Raw genomic sequence first — 18,314 nt, forward strand, 5'->3', positions numbered from 1 at the left:
TGATACTAATTAGAAACTATAAGCTTACGTTTTGTACGTCTTTGATGTTGATCTTGTCACCGTCCCGCAACGACTGTGTGCCTTCTTCTACAATCAGGTCATTGCTTTTCAGTCCTTTATTGAGGATAAATACATCGTCGAGCGTACTGCTAATCGTAATGTTGGTCATTTTTACAATTCCTTCTTTATTTACAAGAAATACAAACTGTTTGTCCTGTATAGAGAAAACAGCTTTTTGTGGAATTAATATCACATTTTTTTTAGGTTCCGAAATGATCAGTTTTCCGGATGTTCCGTGTTTGATGAAACCTTGTGGATTGTGAAATTTAGCTTTGTATTGAATAGAACCCGTTTGGCGGTCGATTTCACCATCGGCAGTTCTTAATTCGCCTTTTTGGTTGTAAACGGCACCGTTGGGTAAAACCAGTTTGATATCACCGCCGGCTTTGTTTAAACTTTTGTCGGCCATCATTTGAAAATAAATGTTTTCCGGAATGGAGAAATAAGCGTAAACATCATCCAATTGCGAAACCGTTGTCAGCAAAGAACCATTTTCTACAAGGCTTCCTTCTTTGAATGGAATACGGTCGATTGTTCCGTCAAAAGGAGCTCTGATGGTAGTGAAACTAATTTGCTGGTTGATTGCTTTTCGTTCCGCTACAGCATGCGCAACTTTAGCGGAAGCGGCTTCGTGTTTGGCTTTAGAAAGTTCCAGTTCCTTGTCGGCGATGACTTTTTTATTGAAAAGTGTTTGTGCCTGCTCCAGTTCGACTGTTGCAATTCGGAGATCTGCCAAGGTGCTTTTGTACACGGCCTGGGCTTTCAGTAATTGTATTTGCAGTTCGACATCACTGATTTTAAACAACAATTGACCTTTTTGCACCTTTTGTCCTTCACTCACAAAAACTTTGTCCAGTAATCCGGGGATGCGAACATGTATTTCTACATTATTTTTGGCGTGCACGTCAGCGACAAACCGGTTGGAGACAATGGTGTCCTGCAGCGTAACCTTGTAAACAGGCAGCGTTTTAATTTTTGAAACATCTTTTTTGGTTTTATCCCCACAAGAGGTCAGGAATAAAACAGATAAAACAATTAACAAGAATTGATTTTTTGTAGTGTTCATAATGAATTTTTAAAAAGGGTATATAAATGGAGGCTCTCCCTTATACTGAGTGATAGGGAGCTGTGAATTACTTAAATGTTAAACATGAAAAAAGCAACGATCACCGCTTTTAGAAAGCAGTATCAGTCTGATGGAATATTTTTATAGTACAACATCTCCTTTGTGCGAAACAAAAGAGTGCATTACAGAAGATTTCTGAATATAAAAATGATGAAATTGTTGATCTAGAAAAGTTGGTAAAGATGCAGATGAGTATGTCGCTGAATCTGATATATAGTCGCAATACCATAGATTAAGCCATTTTCAAAAATCTTAAAATGTACTAGTTTAGTAAAGTACGGTGTTTTTAAAGTACTGCTATCAGAAGTTGTCGCACGATGTTTGATCTTCTTTTTGACTATAAAATGGATGTCAAGATCTTTAGGCGTAACAAGAGCAGAAGAAGAATATTGAGGTACTTCAGAAGCTAAAAAGTTTTCCTGTTCCTGGCAAATAGTAAGTTGTACAGGGGTTTTGACCATTTCTGCTCCACCCACAAGAGGAAGCAAGAATAGCAAAAATATACCTATGAACTTAAATGATTTCATGTATGCCGTAAAGAATTGTAGCTTGTAGTCTGAAAAGACAGGCTTATATTTGATAAGGGACCAAATATAGTCAATTGCAAAATAATGAATTCTTAAAATTTTTAGAAAATATTAAAAATTCAGGATAGGATAACATTCCGTTAAAAGACAGCCTCTTTTTTAGTATTGTTTTGTGAGGATTGGGTGTAGTAAAAGAACAATTCATTCTTAATTTTGTAGAAAAGCAGAGATGCATTAAAAGGATAACATGAACAAAGTATATTCAGAACAGGGTACTTTTTTATTAGGAATAGCCAACTCAGAACAGTTTGCCTTAAATAAGCCCGTTCAGTTTAGCGAATACACGGTTTTGTTTGTTAGTGAAGGGGAAGGGATCTATCATGCCGATTTTGCTTCGTTTCATTTTTCGGGTCCCGTTTTATTGTTTTCCACACCTCAACAATCTATTCACATAAAAGAAATGAAACCAATTGTGTATAGTGTTTTACAATTTCATGGTGATTTTTATTGCATTGAATACCATAGAAATGAAGTGGCCTGTAATGGGGTACTCTTTAATAATATTTATATAGAACCGTCTATACAACTGTCTGCCGAACAACATGAGTTGTATGCACAGTTAATGAATCAGATTGGGGATGAACTAAGGCAGGAAACATCTTCCGAGATTGTATTGAGAGCCTATATTCAGCTTTTTCTGGCGAAATCGAGCAGTATCAAAATGAGTTGCATCGAAAAACTGGAACTTCAAAAAGATGAAAAAATGGATCAGTTTAAACTGCTGCTCGAAGAACATTTTTTAGACCTTCATAAAGCAAGTGATTATGCTTCTTTATTAGCGATGACTTCTAATAGTTTAACCAAACAATGTAACAAACGTTTCAATAAAACTCCGACACAAATGATTCAGGAGCGATTGATTTTGGAAGCCAAAAAACATCTGCATCTTACCAGAATGAGCATTAAAGAAATTGCTTTTGCTTTAAAATTTCAGGACGAATACTATTTTAGCAGGGTCTTTAAAAAAATGACTAACGTTTCTCCACAGACCTTCAGAAAAACAACCGGAATCTCGATCGTGGCAGATTTGTCTAGGTAATATCCTTTTTCGTCCATTCTTTGCGGAGGTTTACGGACGTAGTTTTGCGCTGTAACTTTTAAACAATTAATTTAAAAACAGCAGCAATGAAAAATACCCTTTTAAATGCCATCGCCAATTTAGATCAACTCGGAAAAAAAGCAGTACGTGCCGGAATTGTAGTTGTTTTTCTATGGATTGGCGGACTTAAATTTTTTACCTACGAAGCAGATGGAATCGTGCCGTTTGTCGCCAACAGTCCTTTTATGTCCTTCTTTTATGAGCACCCTTCTGAATACAAAGAATATGGGAATAAAGAGGGAGAGTTAATTGCCAAAAATCACGAATGGCACCTTGAGAACAATACCTACGGGTTTGCCAACGGTTTGGGAGTTTTATTAATTGGAATTGGGATTTTGGTTGCCCTTCATCAGTGGGCACCTTTGGCGAGTATGATTGGCAGTATATTGGTTTTTATACTAACGATTGGTACACTTTCGTTTTTAGCAACAACGCCCGAAAGCTGGGTCCCGCATTTAACTGATGATCAATACGGATTTCCTTATTTGTCCGGCAGGGGACGTCTGGTTTTAAAAGATATTGTTATTCTGGGAGCTTCATTAATTACCATGAGCGAATCGGCAGCATTGTATTTGAGAAAGAAACATTGAAACAAAAAAGAGCCTTTAGCGTGCAGCTAAAGGCTCTTGGTTCTTTGTCTAGTAAAAGATTTGCAACTATTGAACTGTTACAGCATAACTTAGATTGGAAGTGCCAGACGCTCTTTTAAATCTCATTCTGTCATACACTCCGGCGGGAACTCCGGCAGGAATTTTTAAGGTGGCTTTATAAGAAGTAAGTTTTACAATTTCTAAAGGATAAGTGACAGCCGTATTAGCAGTGTTATAAATTTCAACTGAAGTCAATAAATCTAGTAAACCGCCTCGTACTTCAAGCGTTTCACCGGAACGTTTGGTAGTTGGAAAACCAAATCTTTCCGTTTTAAAATAATCGGGCTCGACCACTTCAATTTTAAACCTGTTTTCTACACTGGCGTTCTGAAGAGTGTAAGCTCCGTTTTTGATGCGCAGATCATACATTCCCAATGGCATATTTTCGGGAAGAAAGTAATACACTCCATATTCCAGAAACGGAGCGGTAGTTTCACCACTGCCTAAATAAGCAATTTCTGCGGTATACTCTGTTTTTTGGTCGGCAGCAGACACAAAATAAACTCTGGTGTCTTTAAGGCTCATCCACAAATCATTGATGATGGCCGGATCACTGGTACCGCGATTGGTCATCTTGGCCATAAAACCTTTGGTTATAGGTTCTTCGGCGGTCGAAGTCCATGTTCTCGGCTCTTTTTGCCTGAAATCTATTTTCAGCGTGTACTTTTTTGTCGTACCAGCTTTTGAAGTAACGGTATAAACGGTACCGTCCTTAAAAGGCACTTCTGTACCTGATGCAGGAGAAATAAGAGCTTCTGTACCCAGAATAATTTCGGGTTTAACGGTTTCGGGAAGCAGCAGGTGGTTGCTCCAGGTAATTACGATATTCTCTTCTGTCAGTGCTGCACTGATCGAATTATTATCAGCATCTTTAATAGTAAAGGATTCAATATGGGTATATCCCGGCACTTTTATAACATCTGCAGGGATAGTATTGACTTTGTCGATATATTCTGTTTCGCACGAAAGGCATAGCAGTGTTATAAAAAGAAAGGCAATCTTATATAAAAAGACAGGATAATGGATTCTTTTATTCATGATTGTATTGTCTATTTAATTTTTAATTGATTTTATTTATTAGTTTTGCCACTTATTGGATAAGTAGGCTTTTATTTTTAAAATGCCTGTTTTACAATGCTTACGGTAATTTTATAAAGCCGTTTGTGGTCATGGGGGAATGATATAGGGCAGGGGTATTTAGCAGTGGATCGCCGGTCAGCTTTTGCTGCAGTTACCTTTATCTATTTCGTGCTCCCATGTTCTTTTTTACGCTGTTATTAATTATTTTACCTGTGTCCAGTTGTAGTTTACTGTACTGTTAGAAGATCCCGGAGTAATGCTTGTTACTTTAACCAAATAAGCTTCTAAAGCTGATGCAGGGCTGGTAACTGATTGTGAATTTGTTCCTGAATTTGTTCTCCAGATCACAATAGCTTTCGCAGGAGTCATAACGTGTGTCAGGATGTTGTAAGAGTAATATCCCAAACCATAGTTGGCTCCGGATATAGTTCCGTTGTATCCCAATACATTGTAAGGATCTGCGGGAGAAGTACCAACATTACCTGATGCGTTTTTAACTACGATGTTTGCATTCCAGCTATCCCAGTCATCACAAGTCTGGTTTAAGTTCACAGTACCAACATACCATTTACCGGTATTGCCTACCGGACGGATTGAACCTCCGTAGATGCCTTCCCATTGAACATTAACACCTCCAATTGCGGCAGCAACAGGAGTCCAGTTTGTGTAAGTAGACGAAGGGGCTGCAGTTCTGTTTACTGTAACAGAAGTTGAAGTAACCGTGCAAAGGGCCAAAGCCGATTTCTTAGTTAAATTGGTTCCTTGCGATTGTTCTTTTGCTACTGCTTGTGTTTCTGCATTTTGTTCGTCGGTACTACAAGATGTAAATGTAATAGCAGCCACTGCTAAAATTGATAGAATTATTTTTTTCATAATGATTTATATTTGATAGATTAAGTGGCTTCTTTTATTACCTCGGCAGTATAAACAGGCATTTTTATGTTTCTGAAATTTAGTTTGTTATTCGGAACGGATATTTCATTGTGGCCGATAGGTTGTAACTTTCCATCATGAACCAGTAATCGGTATCCGGTTTAAGGGGGATAACAGTATTGGCATTGTCTGCAAAAACATACATTGCATAAAAACTTCCAATGTCCAAACCTTCATTGTATTGTTTCATCTGCCATTTTTTATTGCCCTGCGCATCTACTACAAATATTTTTGTAACTTCATACGACGGCAGGAAGTTTTGTCCTTTTACAGTAAGCGGACTGTCTGTACTGATTAAAAAAGGATCGGTTGTATTTGAAACCTCATTTACCACTAGTTTAGGCTGTTGTATCACCACATTCACCGTGTAGACAGCGGTGGTTCCGTCGGCCGCTTTGGTGGTATACGTTACCGGAGTTTTGCTGAAAACAGGTATAAGTTCCTTAGCAGCAGGCGAAATAGTAGTATTGGTAGGTACTGTTATGGCTGCTTCAAGATATTGGTATTCATAATAAGAAGGCAGGTAAACCGTAACTGTTTTCTTTAAATTGTTTACGGCACTATGGATCACCTGTGTAGTCCCCGGATTTGTTACGCGAAAAGAGATAATTCTTTTGGCATCCAGAGCCGTAACTATTTCTGTAATGGGTTTTTCTTTTACATCTGTCCATCTTTCTTCTTCGTTGCTACAGCCTGTCAGAAGGGCAAGCAGCGTAAAAGCAGAAGAAAGGAGGCTTGATTTTAATGGAGTAATTTTGGTATTCATGTGAATTAATTAGGTTATTTGATTTCAAATTTGGTGCTACCCGCAGGTACCATTACATAGTCAAAAGTGTAATACATGTGAGGAGTGTCTTTGTACCAGTCCTTAGAATTGTATACGTCTTTATAAACAGAGATCATTTTGATTTTGGCATAACTACCGTTGGCAGTCTTAAGGATAACCGTTCTGGCCGGAATCACAGTACCGTTTGTAATTTTAAGAGATTCTCCAAGCGCATAAGCAACATGTGCTTTTTGTGGATTCTTTCCGTCCGATACTACATCGCCACCAAAGTCGTACAAGTACCAGCCAGTTCCATTTCCGAAAGAGCCGGCATCATCGGTACCAATAAGATCAATCCCGGTTTTGAACTGATTGTCGGCCGGGATATCAACCACCTCATTAAAAGGCTTGGCTACAATCGTGATTCCGCCTATACCACCTGCAAGCGATCCGTTATTCTGCGAGTTGCTGCCGTTATTACCGGATAAAAAGCTGGCATAAAGTCCGCCGAAAGCTAAGTCCCATTTACGGGTTTTTTTATAGGATCCCTCTACGGCTTTATTCTCTTCAAGGCTATAATAAAGTGTTGCCGATGGAGCGGTAGGATTGGCATCAGAGGTGCTTCCCTGATAGTTTTTTACATGTATTACTTTATAGAATAAGCCTGTTGCAGGCACTTCAGTTCCGGGATTACCACCATTTCCGTTTTCCGGATTGGTCACTTTGGGATCATCTGAAGAGCAGGCTGTAAGCAATGCAGAGAGAAGAAAAACGGTCAGTAGGGGTCTGGACAGTTTTTCGGTTAGGGTTTTGAATTTTGTCATGTTATTAAATTAATTGGTATTTAAATTTTTGCTTCCGTCCTGTTGCACATAATATTTAAAAGTAAAATAAGGTGCAGGCCAGTTAAGGTCGGTCACTGCCGGGGGATTGCCTTTGTAGGCATTTACGAGCTGTAGTTTTGCATATTTTCCATTTGGCAGTCGCAATACGTAAGTACGATCGGGAATGGCCTGCATAATATGACTGCTTAGACTGTAATAAAACCAGCCAGCAGAGCTTTCAGAAGAAGACCATCCAATTTTAGTGATTTCACTATTGTTAAAATCAGCATCAGCCGCCGCCTGGTTTACATTTTTGTACGCCTCTTTGACTAAAACCACTGCTGTATATTTGGCAGGGCCGTTGTAACCCGGATTGTACTGGTATTTGCTGTTGTTTATAAAAACCTCGCTGTTGTAAGGTCCGGTAAAGGCAATGTCCCAGTCGTTTGTTTTCATAAACTGCAACGAGTCTGCTTTTGTATGCAGCCAGATCTGTTTTTGATCGCTAAAGCGGAAAAGAAAAGTATGAAAGTTTCTTTTTTCTTTGCCTTTTGTTTCACCTCCCATTGCAGCTCCGGTATCTCCGGCAAGATCTGAAACTACAGTGCTTTTACCATCTGCAAGAGTGGTTACCGTATTTTCTTCGTTACTGCTGCACGAAACAGCCTGTAGTGTTATAATAAGTAGTAATGCTAAAAGTCCTTTTTTGAATATATGGTTTGTTATCATTGTGAAATATTTAATGTGGATTAGTTTTATTGATTTTTAAAGAAGCGGTAGCTTACACCAAGAAGTAAAATTCGTCCCGGCTGCCCCGGCATTAGCGGATCTGTATAGTCAAAAATGTTATCGGCCGTGAATCGGATACTGAGGTGATCTTTTAAAAGTTGTTTTTCAAAACTCGCATTGGTCAGCCAATAGTCCTTAACAAAAATGTCGTATTTGTCGATGAATTGATTTCCATTGCGATCTCCGAACGGATATTTACCTCTGAAATTGATTCTGATATTGGCATTGAATTTCCATGGTTCGTACCGATAAAAAATAGAAGTATTGGCCATGTGGCGCGAGCGATTTTCGATGCCCCAATAATCGGATGGCCTTGGTTTATAAGAGTTGCCGGTTGCCGGATCATGTATGTTTTGACTGTACGGCCATTTTCCTGCACTAATGCTGTCTTTAACGCTAAGATCCTTGGCAATGAGGTATTGATAACCCGCACTTACTTCCATATTTTTGATCGGACTGAATTTTAAAGCAAATTCAAATCCTTTGTTAACGGCTTCCGGCAGGTTTTGATAGGTATAAATAATTTGGCTATTGGTTCCGGTAGCCACCTGTATGCTATTGATTTGATTGGTGATTTTATGATAAAAAGCATTTCCTTCTATTTTAAAACTTTTGGCAGGTTCGAAGACTAATCCCGCATTGTACGAAATACTCTTTTCCGCCTGAAGATTGCCGGCGGTCTGATTTAGTACATACTGTCTGATTTCGCTTATCTGACCGTCCTCTTTTAATTGCTGAAGCGTAGGAGCAAGGACTGCATTACCAATAACCAGATAATTTCCGTTCGGATTAAAAAACACCAAATAGTTTGTTTTAAAATCGGGAGCTTTAAACCCGGTTCCAATACCGGTTTTAAAAGTCAGTTTGGGTGTAAGGTAGTATTGTAATCCAAAACTAGGATTGAGTCTTCCTCCAAAATTATTGGTATGGTCGTAACGCAACCCTCCAACCGCTTTTATTTTTTGAAACGGAGTCCATTCGCCCTGAATATAGGAGAAGAAAGTTTGGAGAGAATTGACACCATTAAGCGATTTGTCGTTCATGTGCTCCAGACTTCCGCCAAGACCAACAACAAGCTGGTAGGAATTGTTGTTGCTGTACGAAAATTGCTGTTCCAAACGGTGTAACGTCTGTTTAAACACATCCTGACTTACGGCACTGTTGCTTTGCTGCCAGGCTACACTCATGTCGGCCGTATAGTGGGTAAGGTAATATCGGGTAATACTTCTTAGATTACTAGTAAAACGATGATCAAACGAAAGCGAAAGATTGAGATCCTGCTCGTCCTGATTGTCTCCCGAAATATGACCAAGGCCAAAATCCTTCTGCATAAAAGAACGGCGCAGACCGTAACGACCGCTTAAATTTAAATAACTGCTTTCACCGGTTTGATAACGGGATCTTCCCTGAATACTATAATTGTCATAGGGTGGGGATGTGGTGCCTTTGATGAATTTGGAGTTGGTGTTATAACCATCGGTTCGGTAATAATTTGCCGCCAGATTTACGGTTCCTTTATTCTGCAAAAAGGGTGTTTCGCCTTCCAAAGTAGCATCAATAATATTCAGAGTACCATAACTTAGAGAAGCTTGCAGCTGCGGATCAATTACGCCATGGCGTGTAATAATATTAATCGTTCCGCCCAGAGCTTCGCTACCATAAAGACTGGAAGAAGCTCCTTTTATGATTTCAATACGTTCTATATTGGATACACTGATTCTCGAGAGATCGAAGTTGCCGTTATTCCGTCCAACCATAGGCTGACCATCAATAAGCACCATGATATACTCGCTGCCAAAGCCCTGCATTTGCACTCCTACAGATCGGGCACCGCCACTAATATTATTGACAATAGCGATACCGGTTTGCTCTTTTAAAACCTCGTCAAGTCTTCTGCTGCCCATCAGTTCAATGGTTTTACGGTCTATGACTGTAACAGGCATAGCACTATATTGAGCATTGATAAGAGTTTCAGGATTGTTTTTCTTTGAACGGCTTTTTATACTCACTTCATTCAGATCGATACCTCGCTCCATGTTCACCTGCAAGGGACGTATTGCTTTTCCATTTAAAACTAGCTGCTGGATGTAATCTTTATATCCCATGGTTGTGATTCTGATAGTGTAAGTTCCATTTGATAGTCCTTTAAATGAAAAAAAGCCAGTAGGATCGGATACCACTGATTTACCGGAAGACTCTAATGTGACCAATGCTTGCGGCAGCGGATTTCCGGCATGAGATACAAAACCGTTGATGCTAGTGCCGTTTTGAGCCTGAGTTAACGTTATATACAATACAAAAAAACAAGTGATAATTGTTTTTCTGGCAGGACCGTAAATGTTTTTGTTTTTCATTCTTATTGTTATCCATTGTCTATAGTGATCAAAGATTAATTTTGCACTATTCTTATTTAGACTTGGTAAAAATAATAATTAATACAGTAGTAATAGTACTTTTTTTACAGAATGAGCAAAAATTAAGTAGGTAAAAGATTATGAATATGAATTTAAACTTGAGTTGGTGTGTTTTATGTAGTTGTTAATTAGGTTTTTAAATACATATGAAATGCAATGAGCTTGTTTTGGATTTAAGAAAAAATTAACAATAAAAAAACAATAAAAGTGCCGGAAATATAGGCCGTTTTTTGAGTTATTTAACACTTATTTACTTTAAATTGGTTCCAAAAAAGAAAGAAAACGATGGTTTTTCATTTAGTGTATCATAATTTTGATGCTCGTATTGTTCTAAATTCTGTGTAATTTGATCCTTAAAAGAACAACAAAATCCCATCTCTAATTGAAATGGGATTCCTGAATTTTAAATAGCATTATTAGACAGAAAATTATGTTTTAGAACTTATTATTCTCGCTCTCGAAATAGTGTGATCATTTGGTAAATTTAGATTAGAATTTTATTGTAGATGTACTTTATATCTTTGATTTTTAAGTAATCACATTGTTAAAATATAAATGAATAATTAGAATTCCTTTTCTTATTTTAGCTGCCTGATTGTAAAACTGAGAGTAGGTGTACAAATAAAGTTTTAGTATATGATTACTAATGCTTTAAAAACTAGTGGTTAGACATAAATAATTAATAATGATTCAAAAAAATAAGTTGAAAAATACAATTATAGCTTTCATTTTTCTTTCTTTTCAATACATAAATGCCCAAATAACCCTAACTAATAATATCGGAACAACATTAATTAAAACCGATATGTATTCTTGCGATGAAAGTGAAACTTGGTCACGAGTATTTAAATTATCAGATTTTGGCATAGCACCAAATGAACAGTTCATAATTAAATCGGGGCAGGTTGGACTTAGTAAATCTGATGTTGGTGCAAAGTTATCCTTTTCTGTTTACACTATTGATTCAACTTTTCCTGTCTTTTTTTATTCTTCATTCCCGAGGACAGTAATTGGAACTCGTGGCTCAAAACAATCACCTTTGATTAATGGTGCTCCAGAAATTGTTCAAATTGATTTTGATGAACCTATAGTTGTTCCGGCAGGTACTCAAAGAATTTTGGTAACAGTTAACAAGTATAAAGAAGTTTATAATACGTCATCGAGTGAAGTTTTTATAGCCGGAACTGAGCATGATACCGGAGAATCATGGTATTTAGGCTGTGACAAAGAACATGCTTTATCTCCTACAACAGATTTAACCATCCCTGTTCCAAATGCCAATTTTTATATAAATGTTACTGGGGATGTCTTTGATACAAAAAGTTCAGGATCAATCACGAGATTATCTCATAATGTTTGCGATGATGTGATAGAAACAGATATACATTCATGTAGTTCCAGTAACATTTATTGGGCCAGAGCTTTTACTTTAAAAGATTTCGGTATATCAAATAATGAAGAATTTGTGATTAAGTCTGGTCAGGTCGGCATCAATAAGACAAGTTGGGGTGCGGATGTAGGATTTAATATTTATAAAATAGATGATAATTTTCCTGCCTCATTTTCAAAAACAGATTTGATAGGAAGTAGTCAGCGTAAAGGTCTTCAATATAACATCGGCCCTGAATCTCAAATTGTGGAAGTAAATTTTGATACTCCAATAGTAATTCCGGCGGGTGTCAAAAGAATTTTGGTAGAAGTTCATAAAGGAATTGACGGAGGCGAAGGGACGGCTTTTATTGCAGGTTCACAGCAAGATAATGATGTATCGTGGCAGCGTGGCTGTACTATGTTGCCCGGTGGTCCTGATTTTGGAGATAAGTATGTTTCCACCGCTGATTTTGGAAAACCTAACGCTAATTTTTACATCAATGTAACAGGAAATGTAAAGCATGTTTCAAATAAGTTTGAAATGAATTTTTCAAATATTTGTACTGAATTTTTAAAAGAATTTAGTATTGATAACCCATCAGAAATTGCCTCGGTAGAATGGAACTTTGGTGACCCTGCATCCGGAGCAGCCAACACTTCTAATGATTTATCACCTTTTCACGATTTTTCAGTAGATGGAAAATATGCAATTACAGCTACTGTTAGAGGTAAAGATGGTACAGTAGAAATTTTAACAGAAACAATTGATGCTAAAGAACCACCAAAGGCATATGGAATCAACAATATCTATGGTTGCGAGAGTAATTTTAATACTGGTATTTCGGCATCATTTGATACTTCAATCATTACACAGCAGGTTTTAGGAGGGCAAACAGATAAAATTGTTACTTTTATTGATGGGAAAGGAACGAAATATAGCACACTGCCAAATCCTTTTACAAATACTATTAAAAATAGAGAAACAATTACGGTAAGAGTGTCTCATAAAGGTAATTTTTGCTGCTATTCTGAAACTACTTTCGATTTAATTGTAAATCCATTGCCAGAGTTGGCCACCATTTCAAACTTAAGTCTATGTGATGATGACAATGATGGTTTTGCAATGTTTAATTTGCAACAGGTAGAAACTTTGATTATAGGAACTGCTCACAATATTAAAGTTGAATTTTATCATCAGGATGGTCAAAGAATACAAACTCCTTTAAATGCGGTAAAAAATTTAGTAATCAATGAAGAGGTAATAAAAGTAAAAGTTATTAATAGTAATACGAACTGTTATAATGAAACAACTTTTAAACTTGTTGTAAATCCATTGCCTAAGGCAAATCTTTTGGACGAGATAATTGGTTGTGACGACAATAATGACGGAATTTCAGAGTATTTTGACACTTCAAAGGTAGAAACTAATGTTTTGGGGCATCAGATTGGAATGAAAGTTTCTTATTTTAATGCCAGTGGAATTCCATTACCAAGCCCATTGCCTAATCCGTATACAAATACAACAAAAAATGAGGAATTGATAACTGTAAGAGTTACAAATACCTTAACGAGTTGTTATACAGAAACAAAGTTAGTTTTAAAAACAGCTTCACAACCAAGAATAAAAAAGCCTTCTAATAAATATAGTTGCGATGAAGGTGGTGGATTTGCTTTTTTCGAAATGTCTGACCTACAGACAGAGATTATTGGAAATCAATTGGGATTAAAAGTAACTTACTTTGATAATAATGGAAATCAATTGGCCAGTCCTCTACCTGTTTTATTTAAAAACACCCAAGCCTGGTCTCAGACGATATTGGTAAGGGTTGAAAATGAAATAAATAAGCTGTGCTATTCTGAAACAAGTTTTGATTTATTTGTAAATAGCTTGCCAACAGTAAATATCCAGAAAACTTATTTTTTGTGCAATCTGGAACCTTCGTTGAAGATAACTGTCGATAATAATTGGGATAACTATATCTGGAAGTCTCAGGATAATGTTATTGTTTCAAATATTGCAGAGGCAAATTTAGAAAATGCAGGAAAGTATACACTGACTATTGGTAAAACTAAAAATGATATTTATTGTGAAAATAGTTTTGACTTTGAATTAATACGATCCGTTCTTCCAAAAATCAAAGAAGTAAAATATAAAGAGTTGTCCGATAATAATTTTATTGAAATTGTTTCAGCAGTTATGGGAAATTATGAATATTCAATTGACGGCATGAATTATCAGGAAAGCAACTATTTTGCAAATATTCCGGGAAAAACCTACACTGTTTATTTAAGAGATAAAGAGGGGTGTGGTCAGGATTTAAAAGAGGTTACTTTAATAGATTATCCAAAATTTTTTACTCCAAATAATGATGGGTTTAATGATTTTTGGAGAATAATTGGGGTCGAAAAGTACCCAAATTCAAAGATTGTTATATTTGATCGATATGGCAAAGTGTTAAAAGAATTATCTTCAAATGATTATGGATGGGATGGGTTATATAATGGAAATGAACTACTCGCAGACGACTATTGGTTTACTGCTAACTTAAGTGATAAATTAGTTTTTTCAGGGCATTTTTCGCTAAAAAGATAAATGTGTTATAGCATTTATATCCATTCTCCTGCGATGTTATGATCGTTTGGTAAATAAGTAAGGTACTGCACCATCCTTGGGCTTTGACCTTTGTTGGGTGTTGCACAATGGGGCAGTGCACTATTCCAAATGATAAAATCACCTGCATTCCCAAGTATGGGTTTTGGTTTCAGTGTTTTTACAGCTTCTTCCCTTGGGTTAACATTCGGATCAAGGTTATTCAGCCAATCGTCTATTTTGTTATGAAAACCCGCAACACAATGAAAAGCACCATCCTCGACACCACAATCGGTGAGGTAGAGCAGTCCCTGCAGTTCGAATTTTATAGGCTGTTTTAAGCTGGTATCCCAATGTAACGGACTCCCTAGAAAAGTAAAATTTTTAGTTTCTGGAGGATTAAAACTTACCTTATCAATCGTTTTGTATATTTTATCTGTGTTGTAAAGCTGCTCGTAAGCCTTTTTAATTTTTACCGAAAACCGATTGCGATTTAAAGTTTCGTGATCGGAGAAATTAAGCATCAATCCTTTTTGATCCTCATGTCTTTCATACCAGCTTTCTTTTTTACTAGGATCCATTTTTAAAAAGTCCCAGATAGCCAGTTGAGTTTTTTCGCAATCTTCCTCTGAAATTGCATTTTTTAGAATAACGTAACCATTTTCATCCCAAAATTTAAGATCCTCTTGAGAAAGAACATTAGCAGTAGCGTCTTCAGATTCATAACTTGCATTTCGCATTCTGTTACTAATCCAGTTTTTAAACGTATCAAAATCTGGTTTTTCAAAGTACAAAAACTGCAAGGTGTCTTCCATACCAATACCTAATTGGAATAAGATTTTAATTTCTGCATTCCACGTCTCATCATTGTTTTGTACGGTAGTGCTGTCAGGGTGTAAAGTTCGTTTCCATAACTTTTCAAGAATGGTCAGGGACTCTTTCATTTGGGGAGTTTTTATAATTTAAGAATCAATCGTTTCAAAAATAAGACATTTAAAGTTGCCCGTTTAAAGTAAAAACACCTGTTTTTATTGTTTTAAAGAAGACTCTCTGTCTGATTTCCTTTTAATGCCAACGGATGATATAGTGTTAAAATCAAGTGTATTTACCTGTTAATAATTCTGTAATTTTACCTATACTTGTTGTGATTTTGTGTTTTAAGATGTCGATTATAAGTTGGTAGAGTGAAGAGTGAAGAGTGAAGAGTGAAGAGTGAAGAGTGAAGAGTGAAGAGTAAAGAGTAAAGAGTAAAGAGTAAAGAGTAAAGAGTAAAGAGTAAAGAGTAAAGAGTAAAGAGTAAAGAGTAAAGAGTAAAGAGTATAGATTTACGGTTTTGGAATTTGGGTTTTGGAATTTTCAGAAGAAGAGTAAGGAGTAAGCTAAAAATCCTTTAAAGAGTAAGCAAAACTTTAAATTTAGAGATAATGGATGTTAGTTTTTTTTCCTCGACGATTGTACAGGTTGCTATTTCATTGGTCATCAGCTGGGCGCTATTTGCTTTGTTGTGCAGTATGATTCTTGAAACAACCGTACAAATAAAAAGTGAAAGAGGTCGTTTTTTCAGAAACAAAATTGTAGAGAAGCTTTTTGATTATTCGAATCAGATTAATTGGGGATTGTTGATGTACAACAATAGTAATATTAGATTACTGACCAAATCAGAAAAAGCACCTCCAACAGAAATTACTTCCAAAACTCTGGCAGAAGTATTAATTGATACTGTCGCTAATGCTCAGGCTGCCAAAATACTTCTGCAAGATCATAAAGAAAACAATATAATAAGGTATGACAATGACTTGCTGAATAATTTTGAATTTGCGATTACTTATTTAGGACAAAGTGATTTGATTATGATGCTCAAAAATGCCTTGAATAAGGCAAAAATTAAAGCTACTGAGCCCGGAGATAGGGTTGTAGAAAAGACTCTTTATGAGGAACTAGTAAAAGAAGTTACTATTTGGTTTGATCAGTTTAGCGACAGAACAAGTGTATGGTATAAGAAGCTTTCGAGAAAACGTCTGTTTATCATTGGGCTTTTAGTGAGCGGAATTATAAATATTGATAGTATTGTTCTATTTAAGTATTATGACAGTAATCCGACGGCGAGAGCCGGGATGATTGATTATTATTCAAAGAACAGAGAACAATTAGAGGTACTAAGTGCAAAATATAGTACGGCAGGACAAAATAGCGCTGTAGATCAAGCCTCTATTGAGTTGACCAAAAAAGATATTAAAGATTTAACGAAACAAATTGATAGTCTTAGAACGAATCTTGATTTGCCTATTGGTTGGAATAAAGCAGTATGCACAGATACGAAAAACACTTCGGGACAAGATCGTTTTACTCTCTCTTGCATTTTGTTAAAACTATTAGGTATCATTATTTCGGCTTTCGTGGCAAGTTTAGGAGCTCCATTCTGGTTTGATGTTTTGAAAAAAGCAACTTCTACAGCTCAAACAGTAACTAAAGTAGTATAAATCATGAATAATAATTATAAAAATGCTCACACGCATATATTCACGATGAATAATGCACCGAAAAATTTCCTGGAATTATATTTGCCACCTTTTTTGGCAAAAGGAGTTGACAATTTTACCAATACCGATCTTGGTGCCTGGACAATCAGGCTTTTGGCCAGTGGAAATAAAGGAATGGCTAAAAGATATGCAACATTCCTGCAAATTGGTAAAAGTAAATATCAGACTGATATTTTTGAAGATCTGATGTCCAGATATCCAAACGAAACATTTCAGTTTGTTACACTATGTCAGAACTTAGAATATTTGGGTGTTGGCAGATCAGTTAGCGGATTTGAAGGGCAAATTGAAGAAGTGATTGATATAAAAAGAAAATACCCAACTAACATTTTGCCTTTTTTCGGACTCGATCCAAGATGGAAAAGCAGCGGTGACGAAATTCAAAAAACGGTAGAGCGCTATTTTGAAACTAAAATCGAAGTAGGCGGAACCTATATTTATCCTTTTCAGGGATTAAAAATGTATCCGAGTACCGGTCATTATGCTTTTGATGCAAAACTGAAAAAAACCATGGAATGGGCCGCTGACAACGGTGTGCCGATAATGACACATACCTATTATTTAGGCGGAATTTATAATTATGATAAAGATTACATTATACGAAACCTTAACCCTGTTGATCCTTATACCGGAAACGTATATGGAGTACCTAAATTTATTGAGGAGAAGGGAGGCTGGTTAGGCAATCTTTTTAAAGAACAAAGCCGAAACAGTTGTAAAAGCAGTTGCTCTTATTTTCTCGAGCCACATTCTTACGAATCAATGTTAAATCAAATTAAAGACCTTAAAATATGTTTTGCACACTTTGGTGGTGTAAAGCAAATACAGGCAACAAGAGAAAATAATAAAGAGAGCAATCAACTTAATCCTTATGGCGTGTTAAGAAAGAACTGGTTCAATCAGATACAAAATCTAATGTCTCAGCATTCAAATGTTTATACAGATATATCGTATGATGTAGCAGAATGTCTTTTAAAAGAGAATAATGATCTTTATGAAGTATTTTATAAAGAGGTTGATAAATCATATGGAAATCAGATATTGTTCGGAACCGATTATTTTATGACCGAAAAGGACAGTTTGGAGCAGGTAGCTGTTCAGGGTTTTAGAAATTATGCTTCGAAAGCTACACTTCAAAATGGAAATTCATTATGGGATCAAATGGCAAAGAACAACATTAACAGTTATTTAAAAAGCAAGTACTATTAATGGAAAAATTACTGAAATGTTCAAATTATCTACATTAATAAAAACGATAATTTTTTTGAATTGCCATAAATTTTATTAAACAAGCTAATTATTCAAAAGAATAGCATAAAATCTTTAAACCTTCAAGATCATTTGATTTTGGAGGTTTTTTTTGGGGGGATATGTCTCTACTTATTTTTCATAATATTTTCAGTTTTGTTAAGTCATTTAGAAACTGAATTATGTCTTTGTAGTCAACTTGACGAGCAACAAGTTCAAAAACTTATATTTAGAACT

14 protein-coding genes are annotated in these 18,314 nt (G+C 36.2%); 5 read left to right on the forward strand and 9 right to left on the reverse strand.

What is annotated here, in order from left to right:
- Window positions 1-16: 16 nt before the first annotated feature.
- Together FLA105534_RS11340 and FLA105534_RS11345 are read right to left on the reverse strand one after the other, a co-directional pair.
- Window positions 17-1,126: an efflux RND transporter periplasmic adaptor subunit gene (locus FLA105534_RS11340; RefSeq protein ID WP_173966231.1), complete on the reverse strand. Its 1,110-nt coding sequence runs from the start codon at window positions 1,124-1,126 to the stop codon at window positions 17-19.
- 224 nt (window positions 1,127-1,350) lie between these two features.
- On the reverse strand, window positions 1,351-1,713 hold the full coding sequence (locus FLA105534_RS11345) for a hypothetical protein (protein WP_173966232.1): 363 nt from the start codon (window positions 1,711-1,713) through the stop codon (window positions 1,351-1,353).
- Between the two features lie 247 nt (window positions 1,714-1,960).
- Here FLA105534_RS11345 and FLA105534_RS11350 point away from each other — a divergent pair, with 247 nt between their 5' ends.
- Both FLA105534_RS11350 and FLA105534_RS11355 read left to right on the forward strand, forming a co-directional pair.
- The gene (locus FLA105534_RS11350) at window positions 1,961-2,812 is read left to right on the forward strand and encodes a helix-turn-helix domain-containing protein (RefSeq protein ID WP_173966233.1); all 852 of its coding nucleotides are present in this window, start codon (window positions 1,961-1,963) and stop codon (window positions 2,810-2,812) included.
- 86 nt (window positions 2,813-2,898) lie between these two features.
- Window positions 2,899-3,462, forward strand: coding sequence for a DUF417 family protein (locus FLA105534_RS11355; RefSeq protein ID WP_173966234.1), 564 nt, complete (start codon window positions 2,899-2,901; stop codon window positions 3,460-3,462).
- A gap of 66 nt (window positions 3,463-3,528) precedes the next feature.
- Here FLA105534_RS11355 and FLA105534_RS11360 read toward each other — a convergent pair whose 3' ends face one another.
- From FLA105534_RS11360 to FLA105534_RS11385, 6 genes are all read right to left on the reverse strand, one after another.
- On the reverse strand, window positions 3,529-4,560 hold the full coding sequence (locus FLA105534_RS11360) for a hypothetical protein (protein WP_173966235.1): 1,032 nt from the start codon (window positions 4,558-4,560) through the stop codon (window positions 3,529-3,531).
- A gap of 243 nt (window positions 4,561-4,803) precedes the next feature.
- Window positions 4,804-5,475: a hypothetical protein gene (locus FLA105534_RS11365; protein WP_173966236.1), complete on the reverse strand. Its 672-nt coding sequence runs from the start codon at window positions 5,473-5,475 to the stop codon at window positions 4,804-4,806.
- 79 nt (window positions 5,476-5,554) lie between these two features.
- Window positions 5,555-6,301: a DUF5018 domain-containing protein gene (locus FLA105534_RS11370; protein WP_173966237.1), complete on the reverse strand. Its 747-nt coding sequence runs from the start codon at window positions 6,299-6,301 to the stop codon at window positions 5,555-5,557.
- Between the two features lie 14 nt (window positions 6,302-6,315).
- Window positions 6,316-7,125 carry an HmuY family protein gene (locus FLA105534_RS11375; protein WP_173966238.1) on the reverse strand — a complete coding sequence of 270 codons (810 nt, stop codon included), beginning with the start codon at window positions 7,123-7,125 and terminating at the stop codon, window positions 6,316-6,318.
- Between the two features lie 9 nt (window positions 7,126-7,134).
- Window positions 7,135-7,854 (reverse strand): HmuY family protein, encoded by a 720-nt coding sequence (locus FLA105534_RS11380; protein WP_173966239.1) that lies wholly within the window; start codon window positions 7,852-7,854, stop codon window positions 7,135-7,137.
- 26 nt (window positions 7,855-7,880) lie between these two features.
- Window positions 7,881-10,268: a TonB-dependent receptor gene (locus tag FLA105534_RS11385; protein ID WP_173966240.1), complete on the reverse strand. Its 2,388-nt coding sequence runs from the start codon at window positions 10,266-10,268 to the stop codon at window positions 7,881-7,883.
- 763 nt (window positions 10,269-11,031) lie between these two features.
- Between FLA105534_RS11385 and FLA105534_RS11390 the strand changes: the two genes are divergently transcribed.
- Complete coding sequence (locus tag FLA105534_RS11390; RefSeq protein ID WP_246253221.1) at window positions 11,032-14,292, forward strand: T9SS type B sorting domain-containing protein; 3,261 nt, start codon at window positions 11,032-11,034, stop codon at window positions 14,290-14,292.
- A 14-nt stretch (window positions 14,293-14,306) separates the two neighbouring features.
- Here FLA105534_RS11390 and FLA105534_RS11395 read toward each other — a convergent pair whose 3' ends face one another.
- On the reverse strand, window positions 14,307-15,233 hold the full coding sequence (locus FLA105534_RS11395) for a phytanoyl-CoA dioxygenase family protein (protein WP_173966242.1): 927 nt from the start codon (window positions 15,231-15,233) through the stop codon (window positions 14,307-14,309).
- A gap of 480 nt (window positions 15,234-15,713) precedes the next feature.
- Here FLA105534_RS11395 and FLA105534_RS11400 point away from each other — a divergent pair, with 480 nt between their 5' ends.
- Together FLA105534_RS11400 and FLA105534_RS11405 are read left to right on the forward strand one after the other, a co-directional pair.
- A complete protein-coding gene (locus tag FLA105534_RS11400; RefSeq protein WP_173966243.1) occupies window positions 15,714-16,769 on the forward strand; it encodes a hypothetical protein in 1,056 nt (351 codons plus the stop codon).
- 3 nt (window positions 16,770-16,772) lie between these two features.
- Window positions 16,773-18,038, forward strand: coding sequence for an amidohydrolase family protein (locus FLA105534_RS11405; protein WP_173966244.1), 1,266 nt, complete (start codon window positions 16,773-16,775; stop codon window positions 18,036-18,038).
- Window positions 18,039-18,314: the final 276 nt, after the last annotated feature.

This window comes from Flavobacterium collinsii (assembly GCF_902804485.1).
In the GTDB taxonomy this organism is placed as follows: domain Bacteria; phylum Bacteroidota; class Bacteroidia; order Flavobacteriales; family Flavobacteriaceae; genus Flavobacterium; species Flavobacterium collinsii.

Coding starts and splice junctions, on each gene's coding strand:
- FLA105534_RS11400 (WP_173966243.1), top strand. CDS start 15,714: ATGGATGTTAGTTTTTTTTCCTCGACGATTGTACAGGTTGCTATTTCA.
- FLA105534_RS11355 (WP_173966234.1), top strand. CDS start 2,899: ATGAAAAATACCCTTTTAAATGCCATCGCCAATTTAGATCAACTCGGA.
- FLA105534_RS11365 (WP_173966236.1), bottom strand. CDS start 5,475: ATGAAAAAAATAATTCTATCAATTTTAGCAGTGGCTGCTATTACATTT.
- FLA105534_RS11375 (WP_173966238.1), bottom strand. CDS start 7,125: ATGACAAAATTCAAAACCCTAACCGAAAAACTGTCCAGACCCCTACTG.
- FLA105534_RS11370 (WP_173966237.1), bottom strand. CDS start 6,301: ATGAATACCAAAATTACTCCATTAAAATCAAGCCTCCTTTCTTCTGCT.
- FLA105534_RS11350 (WP_173966233.1), top strand. CDS start 1,961: ATGAACAAAGTATATTCAGAACAGGGTACTTTTTTATTAGGAATAGCC.
- FLA105534_RS11380 (WP_173966239.1), bottom strand. CDS start 7,854: ATGATAACAAACCATATATTCAAAAAAGGACTTTTAGCATTACTACTT.
- FLA105534_RS11385 (WP_173966240.1), bottom strand. CDS start 10,268: ATGAAAAACAAAAACATTTACGGTCCTGCCAGAAAAACAATTATCACT.
- FLA105534_RS11345 (WP_173966232.1), bottom strand. CDS start 1,713: ATGAAATCATTTAAGTTCATAGGTATATTTTTGCTATTCTTGCTTCCT.
- FLA105534_RS11360 (WP_173966235.1), bottom strand. CDS start 4,560: ATGAATAAAAGAATCCATTATCCTGTCTTTTTATATAAGATTGCCTTT.
- FLA105534_RS11395 (WP_173966242.1), bottom strand. CDS start 15,233: ATGAAAGAGTCCCTGACCATTCTTGAAAAGTTATGGAAACGAACTTTA.
- FLA105534_RS11405 (WP_173966244.1), top strand. CDS start 16,773: ATGAATAATAATTATAAAAATGCTCACACGCATATATTCACGATGAAT.
- FLA105534_RS11340 (WP_173966231.1), bottom strand. CDS start 1,126: ATGAACACTACAAAAAATCAATTCTTGTTAATTGTTTTATCTGTTTTA.